The 23,199-nt window shown below is 46.0% G+C and carries 15 protein-coding genes, 1 other RNA gene and 1 pseudogene; 9 read left to right on the plus strand and 8 right to left on the minus strand.

Annotation, left to right across the window (positions count from 1 at the left end; translation table 11 throughout):
- Positions 1-218: 218 nt before the first annotated feature.
- The 4 genes from ssrA to prmB all read right to left on the minus strand — a co-directional run bounded on the left by ssrA (position 219) and on the right by prmB (position 4,228).
- Positions 219-577, minus strand: a transfer-messenger RNA (tmRNA) gene (gene ssrA, locus B2P60_RS00005).
- 85 nt (positions 578-662) lie between these two features.
- Positions 663-1,334, minus strand: coding sequence for an alpha/beta hydrolase (locus B2P60_RS00010; RefSeq protein WP_286738776.1), 672 nt, complete (start codon positions 1,332-1,334; stop codon positions 663-665).
- 513 nt (positions 1,335-1,847) lie between these two features.
- Entirely contained in the window at positions 1,848-2,951 is a 1,104-nt protein-coding gene (aroC, locus tag B2P60_RS00015) for a chorismate synthase (RefSeq protein WP_286738777.1), read from the minus strand.
- A gap of 101 nt (positions 2,952-3,052) precedes the next feature.
- Positions 3,053-4,228, minus strand: a complete 1,176-nt coding sequence (gene prmB / locus B2P60_RS00020; RefSeq protein ID WP_286738778.1) for a 50S ribosomal protein L3 N(5)-glutamine methyltransferase — start codon at positions 4,226-4,228, stop codon at positions 3,053-3,055.
- Positions 4,229-4,573: 345 nt separating this feature from the next.
- Here prmB and B2P60_RS00025 point away from each other — a divergent pair, with 345 nt between their 5' ends.
- Positions 4,574-6,052, plus strand: a complete 1,479-nt coding sequence (locus B2P60_RS00025) for a L,D-transpeptidase family protein (protein WP_286738780.1) — start codon at positions 4,574-4,576, stop codon at positions 6,050-6,052.
- 113 nt (positions 6,053-6,165) lie between these two features.
- Here B2P60_RS00025 and B2P60_RS00030 read toward each other — a convergent pair whose 3' ends face one another.
- Positions 6,166-6,378, minus strand: a complete 213-nt coding sequence (locus tag B2P60_RS00030) for a hypothetical protein (RefSeq protein ID WP_193005717.1) — start codon at positions 6,376-6,378, stop codon at positions 6,166-6,168.
- Positions 6,379-6,667: 289 nt separating this feature from the next.
- Between B2P60_RS00030 and B2P60_RS00035 the strand changes: the two genes are divergently transcribed.
- The 5 genes and pseudogenes from B2P60_RS00035 to B2P60_RS00055 all read left to right on the plus strand — a co-directional run bounded on the left by B2P60_RS00035 (position 6,668) and on the right by B2P60_RS00055 (position 13,933).
- Positions 6,668-8,431 (plus strand): TIGR00341 family protein, encoded by a 1,764-nt coding sequence (locus B2P60_RS00035; protein WP_286738781.1) that lies wholly within the window; start codon positions 6,668-6,670, stop codon positions 8,429-8,431.
- Between the two features lie 144 nt (positions 8,432-8,575).
- Complete coding sequence (alaS, locus tag B2P60_RS00040) at positions 8,576-11,248, plus strand: alanine--tRNA ligase (RefSeq protein WP_286738782.1); 2,673 nt, start codon at positions 8,576-8,578, stop codon at positions 11,246-11,248.
- Between the two features lie 303 nt (positions 11,249-11,551).
- Positions 11,552-12,838: an aspartate kinase gene (locus B2P60_RS00045; RefSeq protein WP_198335216.1), complete on the plus strand. Its 1,287-nt coding sequence runs from the start codon at positions 11,552-11,554 to the stop codon at positions 12,836-12,838.
- Positions 12,839-13,203: 365 nt separating this feature from the next.
- Positions 13,204-13,371, plus strand: a pseudogene (gene csrA, locus B2P60_RS00050) (carbon storage regulator CsrA); the annotation flags it as partial.
- Between the two features lie 187 nt (positions 13,372-13,558).
- Positions 13,559-13,933, plus strand: coding sequence for a HopJ type III effector protein (locus B2P60_RS00055; protein ID WP_193005714.1), 375 nt, complete (start codon positions 13,559-13,561; stop codon positions 13,931-13,933).
- Between the two features lie 95 nt (positions 13,934-14,028).
- Here the strand turns inward: B2P60_RS00055 and B2P60_RS00060 are convergent, their stop codons facing one another.
- Both B2P60_RS00060 and B2P60_RS00065 read right to left on the minus strand, forming a co-directional pair.
- Positions 14,029-14,340, minus strand: a complete 312-nt coding sequence (locus B2P60_RS00060; RefSeq protein WP_193005713.1) for a YeaC family protein — start codon at positions 14,338-14,340, stop codon at positions 14,029-14,031.
- A 41-nt stretch (positions 14,341-14,381) separates the two neighbouring features.
- Entirely contained in the window at positions 14,382-15,386 is a 1,005-nt protein-coding gene (locus B2P60_RS00065; protein ID WP_226949450.1) for an NAD(+) kinase, read from the minus strand.
- Positions 15,387-15,685: 299 nt separating this feature from the next.
- Here B2P60_RS00065 and B2P60_RS00070 point away from each other — a divergent pair, with 299 nt between their 5' ends.
- Positions 15,686-16,408: a Bax inhibitor-1/YccA family protein gene (locus B2P60_RS00070; protein WP_198334478.1), complete on the plus strand. Its 723-nt coding sequence runs from the start codon at positions 15,686-15,688 to the stop codon at positions 16,406-16,408.
- A 155-nt stretch (positions 16,409-16,563) separates the two neighbouring features.
- Here the strand turns inward: B2P60_RS00070 and B2P60_RS00075 are convergent, their stop codons facing one another.
- On the minus strand, positions 16,564-19,413 hold the full coding sequence (locus B2P60_RS00075) for a heavy metal translocating P-type ATPase (protein WP_286738786.1): 2,850 nt from the start codon (positions 19,411-19,413) through the stop codon (positions 16,564-16,566).
- Positions 19,414-19,953: 540 nt separating this feature from the next.
- Here B2P60_RS00075 and mrcB point away from each other — a divergent pair.
- Both mrcB and B2P60_RS00085 read left to right on the plus strand, forming a co-directional pair.
- Positions 19,954-22,317 (plus strand): penicillin-binding protein 1B, encoded by a 2,364-nt coding sequence (mrcB, locus tag B2P60_RS00080; protein WP_414706609.1) that lies wholly within the window; start codon positions 19,954-19,956, stop codon positions 22,315-22,317.
- A gap of 32 nt (positions 22,318-22,349) precedes the next feature.
- Positions 22,350-23,156: a tetratricopeptide repeat protein gene (locus B2P60_RS00085; RefSeq protein ID WP_286738789.1), complete on the plus strand. Its 807-nt coding sequence runs from the start codon at positions 22,350-22,352 to the stop codon at positions 23,154-23,156.
- Positions 23,157-23,199 lie beyond the last annotated feature (43 nt).

The following is a 23,199-nucleotide window of genomic DNA, read 5'->3' on the forward strand; positions in this document are numbered from 1 at the left end:
CTTATTTCAAGTTGAGAGTGGGGTGTAAAGTATCTGTCTTTAGCGCAACTCACATTAATAGGCGAAATTCTATAATAAGGAGTTCTTGCACCTCATTACTATAGACTCTAAAGCTAGGCATACTCATTCGTGCCTCTAAAAAACACTTTTTTTAATAAAAATAGTCATTTAAAAACAAAAAAAATCCGACCACATTAAGTGACCGGATTTTTAGTATTTGGTGGAGATGGCGGGAGTTGAACCCGCGTCCGCCAGCATTACGCTCATGAATCTACATGTTTAGTTTCTGTCTTTAGTTTTAATCCGCACCGATCCGACAGTCAGGATGGATTGGACGATTCTCTACTTTTGAACCCAAGCGATTGAGACAATCCCTTGTGGCGAGCCTACATGCGGACGCTTCAACTTAGTTAACCAACTGTAGGTGATCAGCAACTAAGTAAGCAGGGTTTAAGCTGCTAGAGCGTAAGTTTCGTCGTTTGCGACTATAACAATATATGTTTGATTAACGAGAGGACATACACTCTCGACATGCATCATTGAGTTTCATCACCAGCGTCGAAGCCAGAACATCCCCAATAAGGTTGACTATTATATAGGACTTACATGCCAATTTTCAACCTATAAGACAGTGGCATTACATTAAGTTACAGCTTAATTGTCTAAGCCAATACCTTATTTAACCATTGTCCGATATTTTGAATCTGCGGCATACAAACCTGATGCGCCATCGGATAAGTATTGTATTCGACACTATAGTCTTTTTTCGTTAGTAGTTGATGTGCCTGCTCACCCAAAACCACAGGAACGACTGGGTCGTGAGTACCATGCTCAATGAGAATCGGCATATTTTTATTAGCAGTGCTATAGTCGATGTTGTCATTGGTCGCCAAGTACGTAGAAAGCGCCATCAACCCAGCCAAGCGCTCAGGGTAGCCTAGTGCCACATGATACGCCACTGCCCCGCCTTGCGAAAATCCTGCAATAACAATATGTTCAGGGGCGAAACCGCGCTCAACCTCGCGACGAATTAAATCCTGTATTTTCTGAGAAGACTCTTCAATCTGAGCAGTATCGACTTTGCGCTCTAGACTCATCTCTAAGATATCGTACCAAGCTGGCATCACCATGCCACCATTTACCGTTACGGCACGCTTAGGCGCATGCGGAAAGACAAAACGTACTGCCATATCATCAGCCAAGCCTAGCTGCGGTACCACAGGTTCAAAGTCATGACCACTAGCCCCCAAACCATGAAGCCAGATGACAGCTCTGTCTATCGGCTTTTGTGATGGGTTATGCTCAACAATGACCGTGTCTAAATAATTACTCATACTCTTTAGATTCCTTTAAATAAGAATGATACGTACAACCGAATTTTATTTTCAATAAAGCGGATTTTTTGCCACACTTTTTAGTTTTTTATAGTAATGCTAGTTATTCTACCGCTTTTAAGCAAAACCATTCGTCAAAAATCATTCACTCACAATTTTAATGTTCAGCCATTTATCATATCTTGCTAGGATGGAGAAAAAAACTGAAAACATTTTTACGCTACGCCCATTTAATAGGACGATACATAGTGCTTTGAATACTGTATGACGCCTTATGATGATTTTTCAATGTTCATAGACAAACAAGCTTGAAACAACGATTTGTCATGAACTGTCTACTGCCTTAAAGGCCGGCAGTTACTGAGGCACATTGTTAAACAACGGAGGTTTATCAACTCAATTAACCCTCTCTGGAACAGTCACAAAAAAGGAAACAGGCACAAAAAAGCCCCTTGTTATTCCTAATGACCGCTAATTAGGAAAACAAAGGGCCAATAGCACAAAAAAAACCGTCTAAACGATCGCCTGTACCGGCTGTTTTACATCAGCGTTTTGACCTCGATGGCGCAGATAGTGATCGAGCAACACAATCGCTAGCATGGCTTCAGCAATGGGCGTTGCCCGTACACCAACGCACGGGTCGTGACGACCTTTAGTCAGCATATCAATCGCTTCCCCTTGAGTATTGATACTCTTGCCAGCCGTGGTGATACTTGACGTGGGCTTAAGGGCAATACTGACTCGAATATCTTGGCCTGACGAGATGCCGCCCAAGATACCGCCAGCGTGATTGGCCGTGAAGCCGTCTGGCGTCATCTCATCACGAGAACGATGACCAAACTGCCCGGCGACCGCCATACCATCGCCAATCTCGACCCCTTTTACCGCATTGATACTCATCATGGCATGGGCAATATCCGCATCTAAGCGATCAAATACTGGCTCACCAAGCCCGACTGGCACGCCACTGGCAATCACTTCAAGACGAGCACCGCAACTGGTCCCTTCACGGCGTAGGTTATCTATCAGTGCCTCAAAACGGCCAATGGCTTCTTTATCCGCACAGAAAAACGGATTGCTATTCACAAACTCCCAATCAATTTGGCTGGGGTCTAAGACGTTACTGTATTCATTCCCGATTTGGGTGACATGACCACGGACTTGAACCCCCAAACGATCTTGTAGATATTTCTTAGCAATCGCACCAGCCGCGACCCGCATCGCCGTCTCACGTGCTGATGAGCGTCCACCACCACGGTAATCACGGAAGCCATATTTCATACTATAAGTATAGTCAGCATGACCCGGACGAAAAGTGTCTTTAATCTCACTATAGTCTTTTGATTTTTGATTGGTATTACGAATCAATAGACCAATAGAGGTGCCTGTTGTTTTGCCTTCAAACACACCAGAGATAATCTCAACCTCATCAGACTCGCGGCGCTGGGTTGAGTACTTTGAGGTGCCCGGTTTGCGGCGATCCAAATCTACTTGCAAATCCTCTTCAGACAATACTAAGCCTGGTGGCACGCCATCGACGATTGCCATCAGACCTGCTCCATGCGACTCACCACAAGTGGTCACCGTAAAAACCTGACCGATACTGTTGCCTGCCATATTTATCCTTAAACAAGTAAACGCGACTGCTGTCTATTTGACCAATTATTTATAGTGTTGACTGCTTACTGCCACAGTGTCTCAACTACGTACCCATATAACTACTGAATACCATCCAACAACTGCACATAAGCGGCAAACAGCTGACGATGTGCCATTAACTCATCATAAGTAATAGCAAAAACCCCATGACCACCGTGAGCGAACTTTAGCCAATCGAACTGAATTTCAGGATACGCTTGTTTTAAGGCCCATTCACTATCGCCCACTTCACAAATCAATAAGCCTTCTGGGCTTAGATACTCTGGCGCTTCAAATAAGATGCGATGCACCAAATCTAACCCGTCTTGACCCGCTGCTAATGCGTGCTCAGGCTCGTATAAAAACTCAGGTGGTAGGTCTGCCATGATGGCCGCATCGACATACGGTGGATTAGTCACGATCAGCTCATACTGGTTTTCAGTAGGAATTTTAGCGAACAGATCTGACTCAATGACATTCACTTGATGACCAAGATCATGATGGTCGACGTTAACCATAGCTACTTCTAGTGCGCCTTTATCAATATCAACGGCATCTACCAAAGCATCGACGAAGCGCGTGGCAAGGGCAATAGCAATACAACCTGAGCCGGTACATAAATCTAAAATGCGTTCAGGCTGCGACAGTTGCTTGACGTCTAAACCATGATCGTAAAATACAGCGGTCTGCTCGTTGACACTAAGCCCAAGCGGCTTGGCCAGCTCATTAACCTCAAAATACGGATGAAACTGCTGACGTATCAATTCTGCAATAGGTGAGCGTGGAATTAACACCCGCTCATCAACATAAAAAGGCAAATCACAAAAGTAAGATAAGTTAATTAAGTAACTGAGTGGTTTACGCTCAGCGATACGCTCTTCTAACAAGCTCAGTACCAACTGCTTCTCTGATGTGGTCAGGCGACAGTCCAAAATCTGCTCATTCGCTGACCAATCTAAAGAGAGGGAATGCAAAACGATCGCGGCGGCTTCAGCAAACTCATCCGTCGTGCCTTGAGCAACAACCACATCATAGTTACGCAGCTGAGTGACTGAAAAACGAATAAAGTCACGAATACTGACTAGCTGCTCACGTGCTTCTTCCAGCTCTGCATGCAGGTTGGCAAATTGGTCGTCCTCACCGAGAAGCCCAGTTTCCAAATCATACTCCATCGTATTGTCTAAACCCTTAGCCTCATTGTCGTTAAAGTACTGGTTTTGAAACTCTTCTGCGCTCATTGTTTGGTCTTCTGACATATCGCACCTTGCTGATTGCATGTTCACTGACTACATGCGGATGGGTTAAACCGCTTTTTGTAAAAAGCCGATCTATTAAATAAAAATCTCGTCATACATTATAGACACAAACACTAAGTAGCGCCAATATTTGCACACGTACTGGCGTTTGCTTTTATAAAGATAGCGGTAATAGTCCAGCATTACCCTATACACACTCTCGCTCAGTTATTACCCAACTGTAGTGAATACGTCAACGGTTGACGTTTAGCAAGCCTTAACCGAAAAAAGATGTGTCGAAAGTTTGCGAAGCAACCGAATTATGCGCATAATAGCCGCATTAATAGCAACCACAAGTGATTCAACATGATGAAAATAAAGCCTATTATTACTGCTATATCTATTGCTGTCGCTAGTGCCAGTGTTAGTGCGCTGGCCGCACCCACTGATAGTACTCGCACATTGCCAGTACGCACCGCTGACTCACTGCCTAGTATTGCCAAAAAAGTGAGCCTCAATGTACAAGAAACTCGCAGCACCTCACTAGACAGTCGCGACCCTACAGCAGCTCAGCCCAAGCCAACTAACGATAAGCCTGCTAATAGTAATCCAGCTAACAATAAAGCAGACCCTAAAGCCGCTGACAGTATGACGCAACTCATCGATTCAAAGAATAAGTCAGCCGCCTTTGTGATCTCAGAAGAACCAGCGGAACCAAACTCGACCACTGCCGATAATATGAGCGCAGCCGAGCTGACCCTTAAAGATGAGCAGTCTGACAGCACGGACGATATTAGCGAAGGTCAAGCCGTTGCCGCGCCAAGTGACATCTCATCTATTGATTCATCTGATCCGCTGGCGTTTGAATTGCCTGAGAGTGAAAAACGTCAAGATTTCAGTGATGACCCTACCATCAAAAACATCGAAGATAAAGATGGTAAAAGATACACCACACTGAACTTGTCCAACTACGCCAAACAAGTAAATGAGGCTGTCTGGTCTCCTAACATGAAAGTCAACTCAGCAATGACCATTAAAATGCAGGCTTTGCTCGATTGGAACCACGCCTCTCCAGGTCCTATCGATGGTGGCTGGGGTATGAACAGCAAAAAAGCCCTTATCAACTTCCAAACCATGAAAGGCTTGCCAGCAACGGGCAAAATGGATCAAAAAACGTGGAATGCGCTGATCAAAAACATTCCTGCCAATAAACCTGTGCTCGTAACTTATACGCTAACTGAAGATGATATCAACACCAACTTTGCGTCCACGCCTTCTGGATCAGAAGCCAAGTCAAAAATGAAAGGTCTGTACTACCAAGACATCAAAGAAATGCTTGGTGAGCGCTTTCATATGGATGTACGCTATCTAGATAAGCTAAATAAGAGCAAAGAGTATAAAGCTGGCGAAACCATCACCGTCCTTAATACACGCGGTCCACTTAACCAGCGCATCAACCGCGTGGTTGCCAACAAAGCGGACAAAACATTGTACGCGTATAATGGCAATCAACTGGTAGCGACTTACCCAACGACTGTGGGCAGTGATGCCACCCCTTCCCCACAAGGGACGTTTAAAATCATCAATAAAGTAAAAATGCCTTGGTATAAAGCGACGGTCGGTGAAGGCACGCAGAAAAAAGTTCACATGCTACCACCAGGGCCAAACAATCCTGTCGGCGTTGTATGGATGGGCTTATCTAAACCTTCTTATGGATTACATGGCTCCCCAAAACCTGAAGGCATCAGTCGCCAAGCATCAGCAGGTTGTGTGCGTTTGACCAACTGGGATGTGTTAGAAGTTTATGCCAATATCGAAAATGGTGCGACCGTTGAGCTCAAATAATTAGCCACGGTAATATCAAAAAAGACCTCTACATCGAGGTCTTTTTTTATGCGTATTGGTTTTACGTCTACCTAATAGATTGTGTGGGTGCAACTCACAATCTCCGCTCAAACTTAAGCTTTATAACCTTCTTCATTGCCCGTAATACTACCGACTTTTTTGGTAAAAAACATGCCTGCTGGGATGGAGACCAAAATACCCAATAATACCGCTATTTGAATATGAGGAATTTCATTAAAGCCTGTGATTAACGCGCCAATGATAAAAACGCCAATGGTGACTGTGGCGGCTATTGAATAGATGACAGAGAATAATGGCCAGTTCATAAGTTATTCCTCATTTTAATTGTGGATATGCTACCTTTATACACCAATCCCACATAAAAAGTAAGTATTTATTTTAAACCTTTAGGCCAGTTATATCAGGTGACGACGTATAAAAACCCTGTTAAGATTAAGGTTTTTATATTAGTCCTTCTACCCCTTAAGTATCGTCTTTCAACTGTCTCCAATTACTTCCTCTTTTCTTCTGATGTGTCGCAAAAAACCCCTATACCTTTAGCTATTTATCATTACAATAATGACTTTCTGTTAACTCTTAAGAAAGCTACCTTTTATGACCTTACCTGAAGAAAACCCATCTAATGAGCCGGTGACACCAGACAACTCAGCGGAGACTGGCCACCATGCTACTGAACCAGAGGCTGGAACTCAGACTTCGCCTGATGCCCCTACACTAGATGCGGCAGTAAGTCATGACAAAACAGAGGAGCTTGATCAAGATATACCCTGTGCACAAATGCCTGATGCACAAGTCAAGGTAGAGTCGCTTGCGCCTGATGTGGTAGTCGCCACATTAGAGCCGTCTGAGGCTGAGTCACCGTCAACCGCTGAAGACTCGCCAGCTATAGGGGAAAAATCACGGACAAAATCAGAGTCAGATTTTTTTCAATCAGACTCTGCGGACTCAACAGCAAAGCCCTCTCAAGACAGCGGGGAAGTATCCGTTGAAGCAGAAGCTGCTCACCCTGCCACTGCCCAAGAGACCTCTATCCAAAAGACCTCTATAGACAAAATGGATGGTCAATCAGCGGACACATCCACTTGCTCCCATGTTCCTACAACAGAAACACTAGCCTCTACTCATCAACAAAAAACCGAAGATGGAACCAAAGACGATCACAAAAATGGGAATCCGGACAATCAAAAGCATCAGGATAGTGACGATATAGAGAGTACCAACAAGCACAGCGAACAGGAAAGTGACGAAGAGGAAGAAGTCAAAGAAGAGAAAGAAGCCAAACTTGAGTCTTATAAGCAGTTTGTCGCTGAACAATTTAGCAATCAGAAGGTAGATTATCCAGAGGTGCGAGTCAAGATTGAAGCAAGCGCCCTGCCTAGCAGAATGTACTTTATCATGAATACGCTCTCCGCCATTATCGCCAGTTATGGGCTGGTGACCAACTCAGCTGCTGTGGTCATTGGCGCTATGCTGGTGGCGATGATGCTGGGTCCTATCACTGGAGTCGCACTAGCAATTATTGACCATCGCATGCCGCTGCTACGCAAATCACTTATTACGGTGGTTGTTGGCGTGTCATTGGTGGTACTGGTCGGTTTTGTAGTTGGCTGGCTCCACAAAGATCAGCCATTGACCGCAGAGATATTGTCGCGCACTCAGCCAACTTCCATGGATTTAATGATCGCGTTAGCTGGAGGCACGGCTGGTGCCTATGCGATGGTGTCTCCGCACCTCTCGGTCGCCGTTGTAGGCGTGGCCGTCGCCACCGCTTTGGTGCCACCCCTTGCTGCTAGTGGCGTTTTGTTTGCCAATGGCGAGATGCAGCTTGGGTTTGGCGCGCTTTTATTAGCCGCCACCAACATTATTGCCATTCAATTTACCAATGCCCTTGTGTTATGGGTATTGGGCTTTCGCCGATTGGTTGATGATGACTATAAATCCAATACTTATCTGACTTTTTTGCAGCGCAATGCGGTGACTTTATTGCTGCTGGGCGGCTTGGGCGCGTATCTGACTATCAACCTACAGACCAATGCCAAGCAGCAAGTGTTTGAGAGTAGCGTAAAAGAAGCCATCAACAGCTATTTTATCGATAAGGGTAACGTACTAACCAACACTCAGTTCGACACCTCAGAAAACAACAAAGTCGTACGAGCGGTTATTCGCGGAGAGACGCTGCCAAGCTCATACGATGTCCGCCAAATTGAAACCATTATTACCCAAGATATGGTCGTAAACTTCCCCGAATATTTGCCGATCAAACTCCAATTGCGTTATCTACCAGTACAAGTCATTGAGTCCAACCCATTGGTACAAGATAAACTAGATAAGACCGATGCGGCGATTTTGACCAATTAACATTATATCCTGTAAAGTGAGCGGCAGTAGGTAGTCACAGAATAACCTAGCAGTTGTAACTCTTATACCAAGAGCTTGGGCGTTTGTGCTAAAATCGCATGCAAAATTATTTTTCTCAATTCTATCTGTCAGTAAGGAGCCGCTGTGAGCCAGCCATTTCGCTCAGCCGATATTCGCCAAGCTTTTATCGATTTTTTTATAAGCAAGCAGCACACCCAAGTCCCATCGTCTAGTTTGATTCCGCATAATGACCCGACGTTGCTGTTTACCAATGCCGGTATGAATCAGTTTAAAGAGACATTTTTGGGCATGGAGCCACGCGACTATACACGTGCCGTGACGTCACAAAAATGCGTTCGTGCTGGCGGCAAACACAATGATTTGGACAATGTCGGTTATACCGCGCGTCATCATACGTTTTTTGAGATGCTCGGTAACTTCTCGTTTGGCGACTACTTTAAACAAGCAGGTATTGAGTATATCTGGGAGTTTTTGACATCGACTGAGTGGCTGGCGATTGATAAAGATCGTCTCTATGTCACCATTTATGAAACCGATGATGAAGCCTTTGAGATTTGGAATAAAAACATTGGCATTCCAAGTGAGCGCATCATTCGTATTGGTGATAATAAAGGCGCGCCTTACGCGTCAGATAACTTTTGGACCATGGGCGACACGGGTCCTTGTGGGCCTTGTACCGAAGTCTTTTATGATCACGGCGCCGATATTGAAGGCGGCCTACCAGGTACCCCTGAAGAAGATGGCGATCGCTATATCGAGATTTGGAATTGCGTATTTATGCAGTTCAATCGTCAAAAAGACGGCACGCTATTGCCACTACCTGCACCAAGTGTCGATACTGGCATGGGGCTTGAGCGTATTAGTGCCATCATGCAAGGCGTCCATGGCAACTACGAAATCGACTTATTTGTCCATTTAATGGATGCGGCGGCTGAGATTTTAGAGATTAAAAATGAACAACAATCATCGCTAAAAGTCATCGCCGATCACATTCGTGCTGTGGCATTTTTGATCGCTGATGGCGTGACACCAAGTAACGAAGGTCGCGGCTATGTATTGCGCCGTGTGATCCGTCGCGCGGTACGTCATGGCAACAAACTTGGCGCCGATAGTGAGTTTTTCTATAAGATGGTTGCCCCGCTCGTGGCTGAAATGGGCAGCGCTTATCCTGAATTAGCAGACAAGCAAAGCGCGATCGAAAACGCCATTCAAAAAGAAGAAGCACAGTTTGCTAAAACATTGGCACAAGGTCTACGTTTGCTTGCCAGCGAGCTTGAAGGATTACAAGATGGCGATACGCTGTCTGGTGAAGCGGCATTCAAACTGTACGACACCTACGGCTTCCCGCTTGATTTGACCGCCGATATCACTCGTGAGCGCGGTATTGCGATTGATGAAGCGGAATTTGATGAACACATGCAAGCACAACGTGAGCGTGCTCGTGATGCTGGCAAGTTTGATGTTGACTATAGTAGCGTCATCCAAGTAGAGACGCCAACGACCTTTGTGGGCTATGAGCAGCTTGAAGAAGACGGCGTGACCATTGACGCGCTTTACCAAGATGGCAATCCGGCAGACAGCTTAACCGAAGGTATGGAAGGCGTTGTGGTATTGGATCGTACTCCGTTTTATGCTGAAGGTGGTGGTCAGGTTGGTGAGCTGGGCGAAATTCGCACCGCAACTGGTGTCTTTGAGGTTCAAGATACCAAGAAATCTGGTCAGGCCATTATCCATTATGGTGTCGTTACCATGGGTGACATCAGCACCAAACAAACCGCAGACGCTCAAGTGCTCTCTAGCATCCGTGCAGCAAGCGCCAAAAACCACTCTGCCACTCACCTACTGCATGCAGCACTAAGAGAAGTCTTGGGAGAGGAAGTCACGCAAAAAGGCTCACTGGTCTCAAGCGACGTGCTACGTTTTGATTTCTCCTATGACAAACCAGTCAGTGCCGCTGAGATCACGCGGATAGAGCGCTTGGTCAACGAGCAAATCCAAGCCAATACCCCTGCTCGTATCGAGCACATGTCTATCGATGAAGCGATGAAACAAGGGGCCATGGCGCTGTTTGGCGAAAAGTACGGCAATGAGGTACGCGTACTCACCATGGGTACAGACAGCATCGTGGACGGGCAGCGCAAGCCTTTTTCTATCGAGCTGTGCGGCGGCCTACATGTTCAGCGTACGGGTGACATTGGCGTCTTAAAAATTACTAGCGAATCAGGGATTGCTGCGGGTGTTCGCCGTATTGAAGCCGTCACTGGCATGAATGCGATTAAAAACATTCAGCAAAGCGAACAACAACTGAGCGAGCTTGCCGGTCAGCTAAAAGTGAAACGTCCTGAAGTGGCGCAGCGTGTGCGCACCATGGCCGACAAGCAGCGCGACCTAGAAAAACAACTGGAACGTTTAGAGCAAAAAATGGCCAGTGCTCAAGCCGCAAGCTTGCTCGATGACGTTCAAACCATCGCAGGCACACCCGTTCTGATCAGCACGCTACGTGGCATCGATGGCAAATCTATCCGTACATTGATGGATGACATCAAATCCAAACTGCCAGACAGCGTGATTGTCTTGATTGGCGATAAAGACGAGCAGTTGGCCCTAGCAGCCAGTGTGGCTAAGTCTGTCACTGCGCAAGTAAAAGCCGGTGACATCATTCGTCATTTGGCAAGTGAGCTTGGTGGTAAAGGCGGCGGCAAACCTGACTACGCACAAGGCGGCGCACCAAAGTCTAGCAACAGTACAGCCGTTATTGAGGCGCTCCCTGCTTGGATTGAAAGCCAACTTGGCTAAGCCAACAACCCAGTACTACGTGCTTTATCTTCCCTCCATGCTCGATTGGTTATAACCACTATAACCAATCGCCATACATCTAAGCCACACTGACACTTAACGTTGTGACGCAGATATGATATAAAGGTCAACGTTTGAACACATTGTTCATTTATTGAGTTTAAACCACGAACATTGAATAAATAAAAGACATAGGGCGCAACTCTTATAATACGGCCTTAACTATGGAAGCATTGATTGAGAGTCACATTGGCGCTCATCAATGACAATAAAAGGTCATTAATGAATAACAGGTAGGTTTTTATGGCGTTAATAGTACAGAAATACGGCGGCACCTCGATGGGCAGTATCGACCGCATCAAAAACGTCGCCAAACGAGTCAAACGCTGGCATGACAATGGTCATCAAGTGGTCGTTGTGGTATCTGCCATGAGTGGTGAAACCAACCGTCTGATCGATCTGGCACGCCAAATTAGCACTCAGCCTGATCCTCGTGAATATGACCAAATGGTCTCAACGGGTGAGCAAGTCTCTATCTCCTTACTAGCCATGGCAATCAAAGAGCTTGGCATTGGTGCCCGCTCACTTACTGGTCGTCAAGTCGCTATTAAAACGGACAATGCCCACAATAAAGCGCGTATCGAAAGCATTGACGATAAAAACATACGTGAACAGCTAGAGGCAGGCAATGTCGTCATCGTGGCAGGCTTTCAAGGCATTGACGACGAAGGCAATGCAACCACGTTAGGACGTGGCGGCTCTGACACCACTGGTGTCGCTATTGCCGCGGCATTGGGTGCTGATGAGTGTCAAATCTACACAGATGTCGATGGGGTTTATACCACTGACCCTCGCGTCACCTCAAAAGCCAAAAAGCTTGAAAAAATTACCTTTGAAGAAATGCTTGAGATGGCAAGCCTTGGCTCTAAGATTCTACAGATTCGCTCAGTAGAGTTCGCTGGTAAATATGGTGTGCCTTTGCGTGTACTATCTAGCTTTGATGAAAATACCGATGGCAGCTTTGACCAAGAGTTTCAAGACAACGTTGGCACCCTAATTACGATAGACGAAGGAGACAGTATGGAACAGGCAATCATCTCAGGTATCGCGTTTAACCGAGACGAAGCAAAAATTTTAGTACGCGGTGTACCCGATCATCCTGGTATCGCCTCTGCTATCTTAAGCCCGATTGGCCGCGCCAATATCGAAATCGATATGATTGTACAAAATCTTTCGGACAACGGTACAACCGACTTCACGTTCACTGTCAACCGCACGGACTTGGACAAGACCTTAAAAGTACTTAACGAAGAAGTCAAAGACGAGATTGGTGCGAAAGAAATCCTAGGCAACAGCGAAGTCGTCAAGGTCTCCTTGGTGGGCGTTGGCATGCGTTCACACGCTGGTGTCGCTAGTCTCATGTTCCAAACACTCGCTGAAAACAACATCAATATCCAAATGATATCAACCAGCGAAATCAAAGTGTCTGTTCTCATTCAAGATCAGCACCTAGAAAAAGCCGTTAAATCGTTACATACGGCCTTTGGTCTTGACCGTGAAGATGGGGAAAGCAAAATCGCTGGGTTATAAACCTCCCAAAACCATTGAAGTACAGATTTAGCGGTCACGGTTATCAATTAATTGGCTACTCCTTACTTTCAATAATACTTTAATCAAATAGGGTCTTTTTAGATCCTATTTTTCTTTTTTATTATTGCTAGGATAATTGTTTACCTAATAGTTTTGTGAAAAACCGTGACAGTATCTGTTATGCCCCCTATAATGGGGCTTTCATTTGGGCTAAATGAATCTACCTATCATTGCCGCTATAGCACAACGTTAAGTATTATGGTTATTATTAATACATTGCCTATCTAGTGCTGCGGTGATGTCCTGCAATTGAGAAGTAATCTGATGAGTAATAATTTTTTGATGCGACATAAGGAGTGTGACGCATGTTAATTTTGACACGCCGCGTGGGCGAAACGCTAATGATTGGTGATGAGGTCAGTGTCACTGTCCTAGGTGTTAAAGGCAATCAAGTACGGATTGGTGTGAATGCACCTAAAGACATCGCTGTACATCGCGAAGAAATTTATCAACGTATTCAGCATGAGCGTACTGTGCAGTCGCAAATGCAGCATCTAGAGCAAGGCAGTTTTGCGCCTTCATTTGATGACGAAGACTACTTTAATCGCTAAGCTAAGATATCTAACGCTTAACTATCAATAATCATTGAGCACACATAAGCATTGTATTTTCATAAGTACGGTATTTTTGCTTTTGAATCTGCTCTGAGGTCATTTATTTATGAGTATCCGCCAATCAGATGTATCGGCTCTACTTAATGGTTTGAATAAAAAAGCCATTGGATTCAATGATGTCATCAGCTTTATTGATGATTTTTATCGTTATGCACCTGCCCCTTTTGTGAACGGAATGGTACATAATGCAGCCGGCGAAAACGAAGGTAGTGCGAAGATTTTTGGTTTTGCCAAGCACCATGGTCTTAATCAGTTAGACACGCTAAAACTATTCGGCGAACATTATGCCAAAGTATTAGCGACACCTAACGGTACAGACCATGCCAATATTCGCAATTTTTTACATTGGGGCTGGCAAGGGTTTTTGATGCAAAAGAACCCACTAACGGTTCGTCCTAGTGTTGATACAACAGCGCTGTAGCTGTTTATGAATTGAATACGTCATTTATCGAGCCACAAAAAAACCACGCTAGCTAGCGTGGCTTTTTTATGGATGCTTGTTGCCGATAATGGAACTTATTTATCACGGAACTTAACCGGTTGCACGGCGCCTTTAGGATTTGGCATATTGGGATAATGATGCTCATGCTCGACATCGCATTCAGCCCCAACGACAGACCCGTCTTCTTTGACTGGCTTATGAATGTAGCCTGTACGCTCGGCTGGCGGCAGATGTTCATGCTCCCACACCATAACCGCTTGCATACAGGTTTCGCGCTGCTCAGCGGTTAACTTGCGGCCATCAGGCCATTTTCCGAGCTCAATCGCCATACGAAACTTATCAACCACTTCTGGCGTTAAACTTGCTAATATTGTTTGTTTGTCCATCCTATCTATCTCCACCACTATTTTTTATATAACAGATGTGATTATTCATCGTCTATAATATCATCATCAACATCCAGACTGAATTCTTCTGCATGGACATTCCAGTGCAATTTGGTGCGACAAGCCTCATAAAAATCAAATCCTGGCGGATGTAACAACGTTAGCTTATCAGGATGTTTACGAATATAAAGGCGCTGCTCTTGCTCAAGTGGTACGCTTGGCTTGCCATCCGCACTCACCATCGGCTGAGTACGATTGTCTTCATGAATGCGAATACAGACCTCGCTGTTGCCGCTCACCACAATGGGTCGACTGGATAATGTATGGGGGTGCATAGGCACCAGACAAATGGCATCCATGCTCGGATGTATGATGGGACCACCTCCAGACAAAGCATACGCGGTTGAACCTGTCGGTGTCGCTGCTATTAAGCCATCGCTGTGCTGCCTATAAACATCCTGACCATCAATTTTCATCTGAAAATCAATCATATGTACCGATTTACCAGCATGCAATACCACATCATTGAGGGCCATATCTTCATGGATAATATTGCGCCCTTCTCGTATCTCCATGGTTAAGAGAAACCGATGATCCAGTTGATAGTCACCCATCAGCACTTGACGTAATTTAAACGCGGCTTCTTCAGGTTTTACGTCAGCCAAGAACCCCAGGCGGCCACGGTTGACGCCAAGTACTGGCACACGGTAACGCGCCAGCGCCTCAGCGGCGTGTAATATCGAGCCATCACCACCGACGACGATGACCAAATCACAAATCTCACCGATCAAGCCACGTTTAACGATTTTGACTTTTTCAATCTCAGTAAGGTTTAAGGTTGGCAAGTTAGCCGTTTGCACATCCATAATCAATGTAAGATTCATGTCATTGATCGTTTGGGCTATCTGCACCAGACTTTGAGTGACACTGCGTTTTCCAGCGCGGCCCATTAACCCAATGCGCCTAAACGCAGGGTTTTTGATAGCGTGGAACAGCTCTGATTCATGTAAGTGTGGCAATCGTGCTGACTGCGCTGAGTTTTCCATAAAACGACTCGGCATAACGGTAAAATACAAGGCAATGATAGCGATAAATGATTACTTAGACTAGCACGTTTATGAATTATCGTTGTTAACTGTCGTAATCAACCCCATATAACAGCCATTACACGTTAACTTTAGACGTGTTTATTTCGCTACTTCACCCCTCTTTATGCTAGTTCATTGGGCGACTCTAGAGTGGCGCGAGGCCTTGATGGCTGTCACGTAAACACAGTTGACAATAATAAGGGTTTTGCTAAAGTAGCTCATATCTATATTGTTTATATTTTATTAAGGATACATGTATGGCCAATCCTATTGTCAGTCGCGCAGAGCTTGCGATCGGCGGTAATCCTATGACGGTCAAGGGCGTGATTCAAAAGACCAGTCTGTTACTTGGATTATCCGCTATCACTGGTGTGGGCTTTTTCTTTTATGCCCTCATGGCTGGTTTGTCGCAAGGTTTTATTACGATGGCAGCCTTTGGTAGTATGTTTGCCGCTTTTGGTCTCGCTCTTTTTATCACCTTTAAGCCACAAAAAGCCAAAACGTTAGCAGTGCCTTATGCACTTTTAGAAGGCATATTCTTGGGCGGTATTTCTCTGTTCTTTATGAGAATGTATCCAAGCGTGCCAGTGACTGCTATGTGTGCAACTTTTGTGACAGCGGCCGTTATGTTAGGGCTGTATCGCTCAGGTCTGGTTAAAGTCACTGAAAAATTCCGCTCGATTGTGACCTCAGCTGTTATTGCCATCATGCTTGTGTATGTGGCGCAATGGGTGCTTTCTTTAGCATTCGGCTCGTCCTTACCCTTCTTGTTTGAAGGTGGCGCTATTGCTATTGGCTTTAGCTTATTCGTGATTGTTATCGCTTCTTTCACTCTACTCCTAGACTTCGATAACATCGATCGCGGTGTGGCGATGGGGGTTTCTGAAGACTACGAATGGTTATTCAGTATCGGTATCCTTGCCACCCTAGTGTGGATGTATATCGAATTTATGCGCCTGCTAAGCTACCTACAAGACTAACCTAACGTCTGTCTAACGATCATTTGGTTTCAATAAAAAGGCCGTCTTTAATAAAAGACGGCCTTTTTTATGGCGTAGTGCCAGTACTACTTCTAGTCGCTAAAACAGATTGACAGCGCCAAGCCATTTTTAGAATGATATTTTTTAGAGTGACATTAGACGCGTTTCAGACGTAGCGCATTTAGCACTACAAACAATGAGCTTAGCGACATACCAATAGCAGCAAGCCAAGGCGGTACATAGCCTAAAGCGGCTGGAATCAACACAACACCGTTATACATCAGTGCCCAGCGAAAGTTTTGCTTGATGATGCGTTCGGTTTTATCGGCGATACGTTTGGCCGCAGTAATGGCTTCGATTTGTCCATTCAAAATAATACTGTCACTCGACACTTGCGCCAAATCCGCCGCGCCAGCAATCGAGGTCGAAACATCGGCCGCTGCTAATACAGGGGCATCGTTGATCCCATCCCCGACCATCAATACCACCGCCCCTTTGGCTTGCAATGTTTGGATATGGTTGACCTTATCCGTTGGTGATAGACCATTGTAGGCAAACTGCATCTCTAAGCGCTCAGCCATCGCCAGCGCTTGTGGACTTGGGTCACCTGTTAGCATCACAGACTCAATGCCCAGCCCTTTGAGCGCATCAAGCATTGGCTTGGCACTATCACGCACCTTGTCATTAAAATAGAAACACGCCAGCGCTTGCCACGTTTTTGACTCCCTTTTCTGACAGGACAGTACCACCGCTGAGCTGGCTCGCTGTGCCACCAAATCGATGGTCAAATCATGATTGCCAGTGGCATGACTATTAAGGCCATCTAAAGCAAAGTCCACATGTCCAATGCGGTACACAACACCATCAATCATGGCCTCCACCCCACCTGCTGGATAATGCTGCAACGCTTGGGTCGCGGGTAGATGTAACTGATAAGCAGCCGTCAGTAAGGCATGAGCGATTGGATGGCGACTACCCACCTCTAAAGCTGCGGCGATGGCTAATAGCTCATCTTTCTGCGCAGACAGTGCTAAAGCGTCAGGGTTATTTTGATTGATGGGCGTGGCTGGCTCAATATTTAGTAAATTTGGCTTACCATACGTCAGCGTACCCGTTTTATCAAAAGCCACGTGGGTGATCTCAGCGAGTGTTTGCAGTGTGTGCCCACGCGTCGTCAAAAAACCATAGCTGGCCAGTCGATTGGTTGCCACCGTTAGGGCGATGGGTGTCGCTAAGGACAGCGCACAAGGACACGTCGCGACCAAAACCGCTACCGTGGCCCAAATGGCTTGGCTTGGATCGACCATGTACCAACCGATAAAGACCAAAGCTGACAATACTAGTATCCGCGCCACAAACCAACGTGCCAGCTTATCCGCTTGCTGCGCAAGTTTTGGTTTCTCACTCATGGCACGGTTCATCAGTCTATCAATCAAGCCTATTTGGCTGTCTTCTGGCAATGCTGTGATTAGCATCTCAAACGGCTGACTGTCGTTTTGCGCGCCGCCAACGATATAGTCGCCTTGGTTCTTGATAATCAGGTCGCCCTCACCCGTCAGTAAGCTTTGCGACACTGTAGCGGTTGGACTGAGTAAAATACCATCACTAATAATCTCAGAACCAGCTTCCACCATAATGATGTCACCCACTTGCAAACTATGGGCTGTCACCATCTGCTTTTTTTCTGCACTATCTTCTGAATCATTTTCTGTTTTTGTTCGCGCTAACAACTGATTGCGTGACTGCTGCCAGTCTTGGGCAATACGCGACGTTAACTGATGGACATTGGCCTCCATACGCTGCATAAAGTCAGGCATGGCTTCTGCTTTAGTGCTTGATACGTTTTGCTCGCCTGTCTCATTGACAATCAATACATCAGTCGGCGCGGTAGACTCTTCAATGGCTGTATTCTTCTCATTCTGCTGAGATTCATTATCCTTGAGCTGCTGTAAAATACGCGCCGCAGCCCTTTTATCTTCAGCAACTTTTTGGACCAGCACAGGCTCCACCACCACCAGATCATTGGCCATAGTGGCAGCTTTTAAACGGGCATTGTGTTCAATATAACGCCCTGCCAATAAAAAGAAGATAAACATACTGACTGAGTCGTAGTACGTCTCTCCTTGTCCAGTAACGGTGGCATAGAGGCTGGCAAAAAAAGTGATGATCAAGGCCAAGCTAACGGGTACATCCATATTGACTTGGCGAGCCCGTATCGCTGACCATGCTGAGGTAAAAAAAGGAATACCGGCATAAAAGAAGACAGGCGTGCTGACAAATAAAGATACCCACCGCAAAAAATCACGCTGGAATATCAACATGTCGCTGTACTCACCAAAATAAAGCGCCACAGCATACATCATCGCCTGCATCGAACCCAACGCCGCGATACCTAGACGTAATAGCATTTGATTGTTGTGCCGCGCCAGCATGGCTTCATGGGTATCTTGCCGATAAGGCTTAGCTTCGTAGCCGATTTCATTGATGATGGCTAGAATACGGCTGATCGGTAGCTTCTCTTCATTCCAAATCACCCGCATACGCTGGTTGGTCAAATTAACCTGACATTTACTAACGCCCTCTAACTCATCGAGGCGCGACTCGATCAACCACGTACAGGCAGCGCAGCGTAAGTTATTGACAGACAGTTCTGCCACTGACAGACCATCTTGCGCGTAGACAAACTGCGACTTTATCTCGTCATGATCGTAAGCTTCAAGTCGAGTCATCTGGGTGGGTAGGCTTGCCGTGCGATTAATCTCTGAGCGGTCGAGATAATACTGCTCAAGCCCTGCTTCTACGATACTTTGTGACGCTAACTGACACCCCATACAGCACATCTCACGTGACTTGCCTAATATCTCTGCATGAAACGGTGGCTGGGGTACGGGATCACCGCAGTGAAAGCAGTGCCCTACGCGTGGTAGCACCAAACCTTCGGTGATAGAGTTGTCTTCATAATGATGGCTGGTAGTGGATGACACTGGTGATGAGGTACTAGACATAATCGCGCTTACTTCCTTTATATAGGTTTTCTTAAACCCTATTCGCTCTCAGTAAACTTGCTATCGTTAAGGGTGCGTGCCCTCTTTCAAAATGCGATTTTCAATCGTATTGGCTTCGACCCGTTAGCACAGAATCAGAAACGATGGCGGATCCATACAAAACACATCATGATAGCATTCGTAACTTGCTGTCTTATATGGCACTGGTAAACCCAATTAAAAGCGGCTCATACTTTATGATGAATACGAGTATTACAATAGAGATTATACTATAAGCACTCGTGGTAAACAGCCCTATCACCCCTGATCTACGACCAATGAATGCCTGCATTGACGATGATAGATTGAAAAATTTGTCAATTTGAGTCATTATGAGGCAGTTTTTTATCCAAAAATGGTGCGACATCAGTGCAAAAATCCAATTCTAAGTTACCAAACTCCAAGCTACCACAGCCCTCTAAGTCTGCTATACACACGCTACCCTCTCAGCAACGCGGCTTGGTGTTTAGTAGTCTACTATTAATCGTCATCATCGCTGGCATGGTGCTATTGGCGCTGTATTTAGTTAAGCTGGATCGCACCATCACTCATAAGTTTGAGGGTAAGCGCTGGGATATTCCTGCCAAAGTGTACTCGCAGCCACTAGAGTTGTATCAAGGCGCCAATGTCGATCGAGATACCATGAAGACATGGCTAGAGTTGCTCAATTATCAGAGCAGCAAAGCGTATGATCGCACTGGCACTTACCATAGATCAGGCAATACTTATTTCATCCATACGCGCGGCTTTACTTACAGTGCCAACGATGTGGACAAAGAGCAGGTCATCAAAATGACCATTGCGGGTAATAAGGTTGAGTCTGTACAAAGCACCTTACCGGCCAAAAGTGGCATCATTCGCTTAGAGCCGGTGAGTATTGGTGGTATCTATCCAGACAGTAACGAAGATCGAATGGTCGTCTCCTTAGACGAGGTGCCTCAGCCATTAATTGATGCGCTGATCGCCACCGAAGATCGCGCTTTTTATGAGCATAAAGGGGTATCTCTCCGTGGGATTGCTCGCGCCGTCATTAATAATTTCTCTGGTGGCGCAAGACAAGGTGGCTCGACCATTACTCAGCAGCTTATTAAAAACTTCTATCTCAATTCGGACCGTACGCTGAAACGCAAAGCCAACGAAGCATTGATGGCTGTACTACTCGAACTGCATTATAGCAAAGATGAAATTCTACAAACCTATCTAAATGAGATTTACTTAGGTCAAAACGGTAACCGTTCTATCAATGGTTTTGGTTTGGCGTCACAGTTTTACTTTGACAAACCGCTCAATGAGCTGCGCTTAGACCAGCAAGCGATGCTCGTCGGTATTGCCAAAGGTCCAAGTATTTATAACCCACGTCGCCATCCAAACGATTCAAAAGCGCGCCGTGATGTGGTACTGAGTAATATGCTGGCAGTGGGCTCCATCAGCCAAGAGGAATATGACAAAGCCATAGAGCAGCCGCTTGGTGTCGTTGATAAGCCCGTGGAAGGCAAGAGTCAGTTTCCTGACTTTTTGGATATCGTGAAACGTGAGCTAAATACTGTCTACTACTCTGATGACCTCAAAAACGAGGGCCTGACCATTATTAGTACCCTCGATCCTATTGCTCAGTTAGCAGCAGACAAAGCTGTTGATAGAAAGCTTGGTGAACTGCGTCGTAACAGTAGCAAAACTAAGGATTTGCAAGGGGCATTAGTGAGTGCCAACCCTGAAACTGGTGAATTGGTGGCAGTGGTAGGCAGTGGTAGTGAGTTTACAGGATTTAACCGAGCCGTCGATGCCAAACGCCAAGTGGGCTCTTTGTTGAAGCCGATCATTTACATGACAGCGCTCGAGAGTGGCCGCTATAACTTGGCCAGTTCAGTAGATGATTCACCAATCACTGTCACTTTAAACGATGGCACTGAGTGGAATCCAAAAAACTATGACAATCGTGATCATGGCGCCGTGCCCCTGACCACAGCGTTAGCGCAATCTTATAACCAAGCGGCTGTACGCTTAGGGATGGAGTTTGGCGTCAACACCTTCGCCAAGCAGCTACAACGTATGGGTATTAAAGAAAAAGTCCCCCCCTATCCATCAGCGTTGTTAGGCTCTGTCAACCTTAGCCCTATGGATATGCTTGGTATCTATCAAGTTTTTGCAACTGGTGGCTTTCGCACGCCTATTCATAGTATTCGTACTGTGATTGATGATCGCGGCCGTATTTTGCAGCGTACTGGCCTAAATACTCAGCGTAGCATTCCACCTGAAACCAATTTTTTGACAAACTACGCGCTACAGCAAGTGGTCTCAAATGGTACAGCTAGACGTGCGCAATCACTTGGTAGCAATTTGAATCTTGCGGGCAAAACAGGCACGACAAACGATTACCGCGATGCTTGGTTTGCAGGCTATAGTGGCAATTATGTCAGTGTGGTATGGGTGGGCCGCGACGACAACAAGCCGATAGGTTTGAGCGGTGGTACTGGCGCACTACCGGTCTGGGTAGATTACATGAAACGCTTAAAACTCACACCTGTGGCTCTACCCGAGCCTGAAGGTATCGAATGGCTGTGGCTTGAAAACAACTCAGGCAAGCTATCTAATGAGCGCTGTGCCGATGCGCGCTACTTACCAGTGATGTCAGCGCATCTACCAGAAGAAGCCAGCAGTTGTGCGCTTAGATTGTATCAACAAGATCAGGCACGTGAACAAAGCCAGCAAGGTGCTATCAACCAGCAGCGTCGCCGTGAAGGTTTAGAGATTCCAAATGGTGAAGCCGTTGACACCGATAGCCAAGAAGACAATGACGGACAAAATGGTAATGATACAGAAAGTCGTACTGATACTTGGTATGATCGTGCTGTTGAATGGTTCTAAAAGTGTTTTTAAAACTTAAAAAAGGTCTCAACATGGTGTTCCCTCTAACGCAAACTGTATCAGCCAAGCCAGCCATTATCACACAGCTTAAAAAAGCGACGCCAGTCAATACGATGGCCGTAGCCAGTGCTCTTGCTATGATGCTAAGTGTGAGTGCTTGTCAGACGGCGCCCAATACCGAAGCCTCTATACAAAAAACACCGGCTCAAACTGTTCCATCAGCGCAAACACAAGCCACCTCGACGCCCGCTGTCACGCAAGCGCCGATTATCAGAACAGAAGACGACTATACGATCGAATCTGATCGTTCCTCTGAACCTTTGGACGCACCAAATCCATTGACGCAAGACACGCCTGCCTTCCCATCTTCTAACCCCGTGACAACTGAACCTGATGCGGTTATCATTACGCCTTCTCGCGATGACTATGTCATCTCTGAGCCAGCAGCGCCGTCACACAATGAGCTACTAGAACAGGCAAGAAAAAACTCACAACAACGCACACCGCAATCTGCCAGTAATAACAGTACACTGCCGGCATTTCGCCATCTGATGCAAGTCGGTATCAGGCAGCTAAAATCTGGCGAGTTGACCAATGCTGAAAACAGCTTTACCCGTGCTCAGCGCTTAGCGCCAAAATCCTCTGCGGTGTACTTTTACTTGGCTCAAGTGGCCTTAAAAAAGAACCAACCGCGCAAGGCTGAAGCCATGGCACGCCGTGGCCTTAGTGTCTCTCAAGATACGAGTCGCAGACGGGCACTGTGGCAAATCATCTTGCAATCAGGGCAAGCACAAGGTAACTCACGTGTGGTCAGTGAAGCGAAACAAGCCCTACGCTAGTACCTGTAAACACTGCGTCATCAAACTCTTGAGTAGTCAGCCC

Source organism: Psychrobacter sp. UBA3068 (assembly GCF_002366815.1).
GTDB classification, from domain to species: domain Bacteria; phylum Pseudomonadota; class Gammaproteobacteria; order Pseudomonadales; family Moraxellaceae; genus Psychrobacter; species Psychrobacter namhaensis.

What these genes read in the sequence shown, in the direction of transcription:
- B2P60_RS00010 (WP_286738776.1), bottom strand. Translation starts at nt 1,334, where the DNA reads ATGAGTAATTATTTAGACACGGTCATTGTTGAGCATAACCCATCACAA.
- aroC (WP_286738777.1), bottom strand. Translation starts at nt 2,951, where the DNA reads ATGGCAGGCAACAGTATCGGTCAGGTTTTTACGGTGACCACTTGTGGT.
- prmB (WP_286738778.1), bottom strand. Translation starts at nt 4,228, where the DNA reads ATGTCAGAAGACCAAACAATGAGCGCAGAAGAGTTTCAAAACCAGTAC.
- B2P60_RS00025 (WP_286738780.1), top strand. Translation starts at nt 4,574, where the DNA reads ATGATGAAAATAAAGCCTATTATTACTGCTATATCTATTGCTGTCGCT.
- B2P60_RS00030 (WP_193005717.1), bottom strand. Translation starts at nt 6,378, where the DNA reads ATGAACTGGCCATTATTCTCTGTCATCTATTCAATAGCCGCCACAGTC.
- B2P60_RS00035 (WP_286738781.1), top strand. Translation starts at nt 6,668, where the DNA reads ATGACCTTACCTGAAGAAAACCCATCTAATGAGCCGGTGACACCAGAC.
- B2P60_RS00045 (WP_198335216.1), top strand. Translation starts at nt 11,552, where the DNA reads ATGGCGTTAATAGTACAGAAATACGGCGGCACCTCGATGGGCAGTATC.
- B2P60_RS00055 (WP_193005714.1), top strand. Translation starts at nt 13,559, where the DNA reads ATGAGTATCCGCCAATCAGATGTATCGGCTCTACTTAATGGTTTGAAT.
- B2P60_RS00060 (WP_193005713.1), bottom strand. Translation starts at nt 14,340, where the DNA reads ATGGACAAACAAACAATATTAGCAAGTTTAACGCCAGAAGTGGTTGAT.
- B2P60_RS00065 (WP_226949450.1), bottom strand. Translation starts at nt 15,386, where the DNA reads ATGGAAAACTCAGCGCAGTCAGCACGATTGCCACACTTACATGAATCA.
- B2P60_RS00070 (WP_198334478.1), top strand. Translation starts at nt 15,686, where the DNA reads ATGGCCAATCCTATTGTCAGTCGCGCAGAGCTTGCGATCGGCGGTAAT.
- B2P60_RS00075 (WP_286738786.1), bottom strand. Translation starts at nt 19,413, where the DNA reads ATGTCTAGTACCTCATCACCAGTGTCATCCACTACCAGCCATCATTAT.
- mrcB (WP_414706609.1), top strand. Translation starts at nt 19,954, where the DNA reads ATGGTGCTATTGGCGCTGTATTTAGTTAAGCTGGATCGCACCATCACT.
- B2P60_RS00085 (WP_286738789.1), top strand. Translation starts at nt 22,350, where the DNA reads ATGGTGTTCCCTCTAACGCAAACTGTATCAGCCAAGCCAGCCATTATC.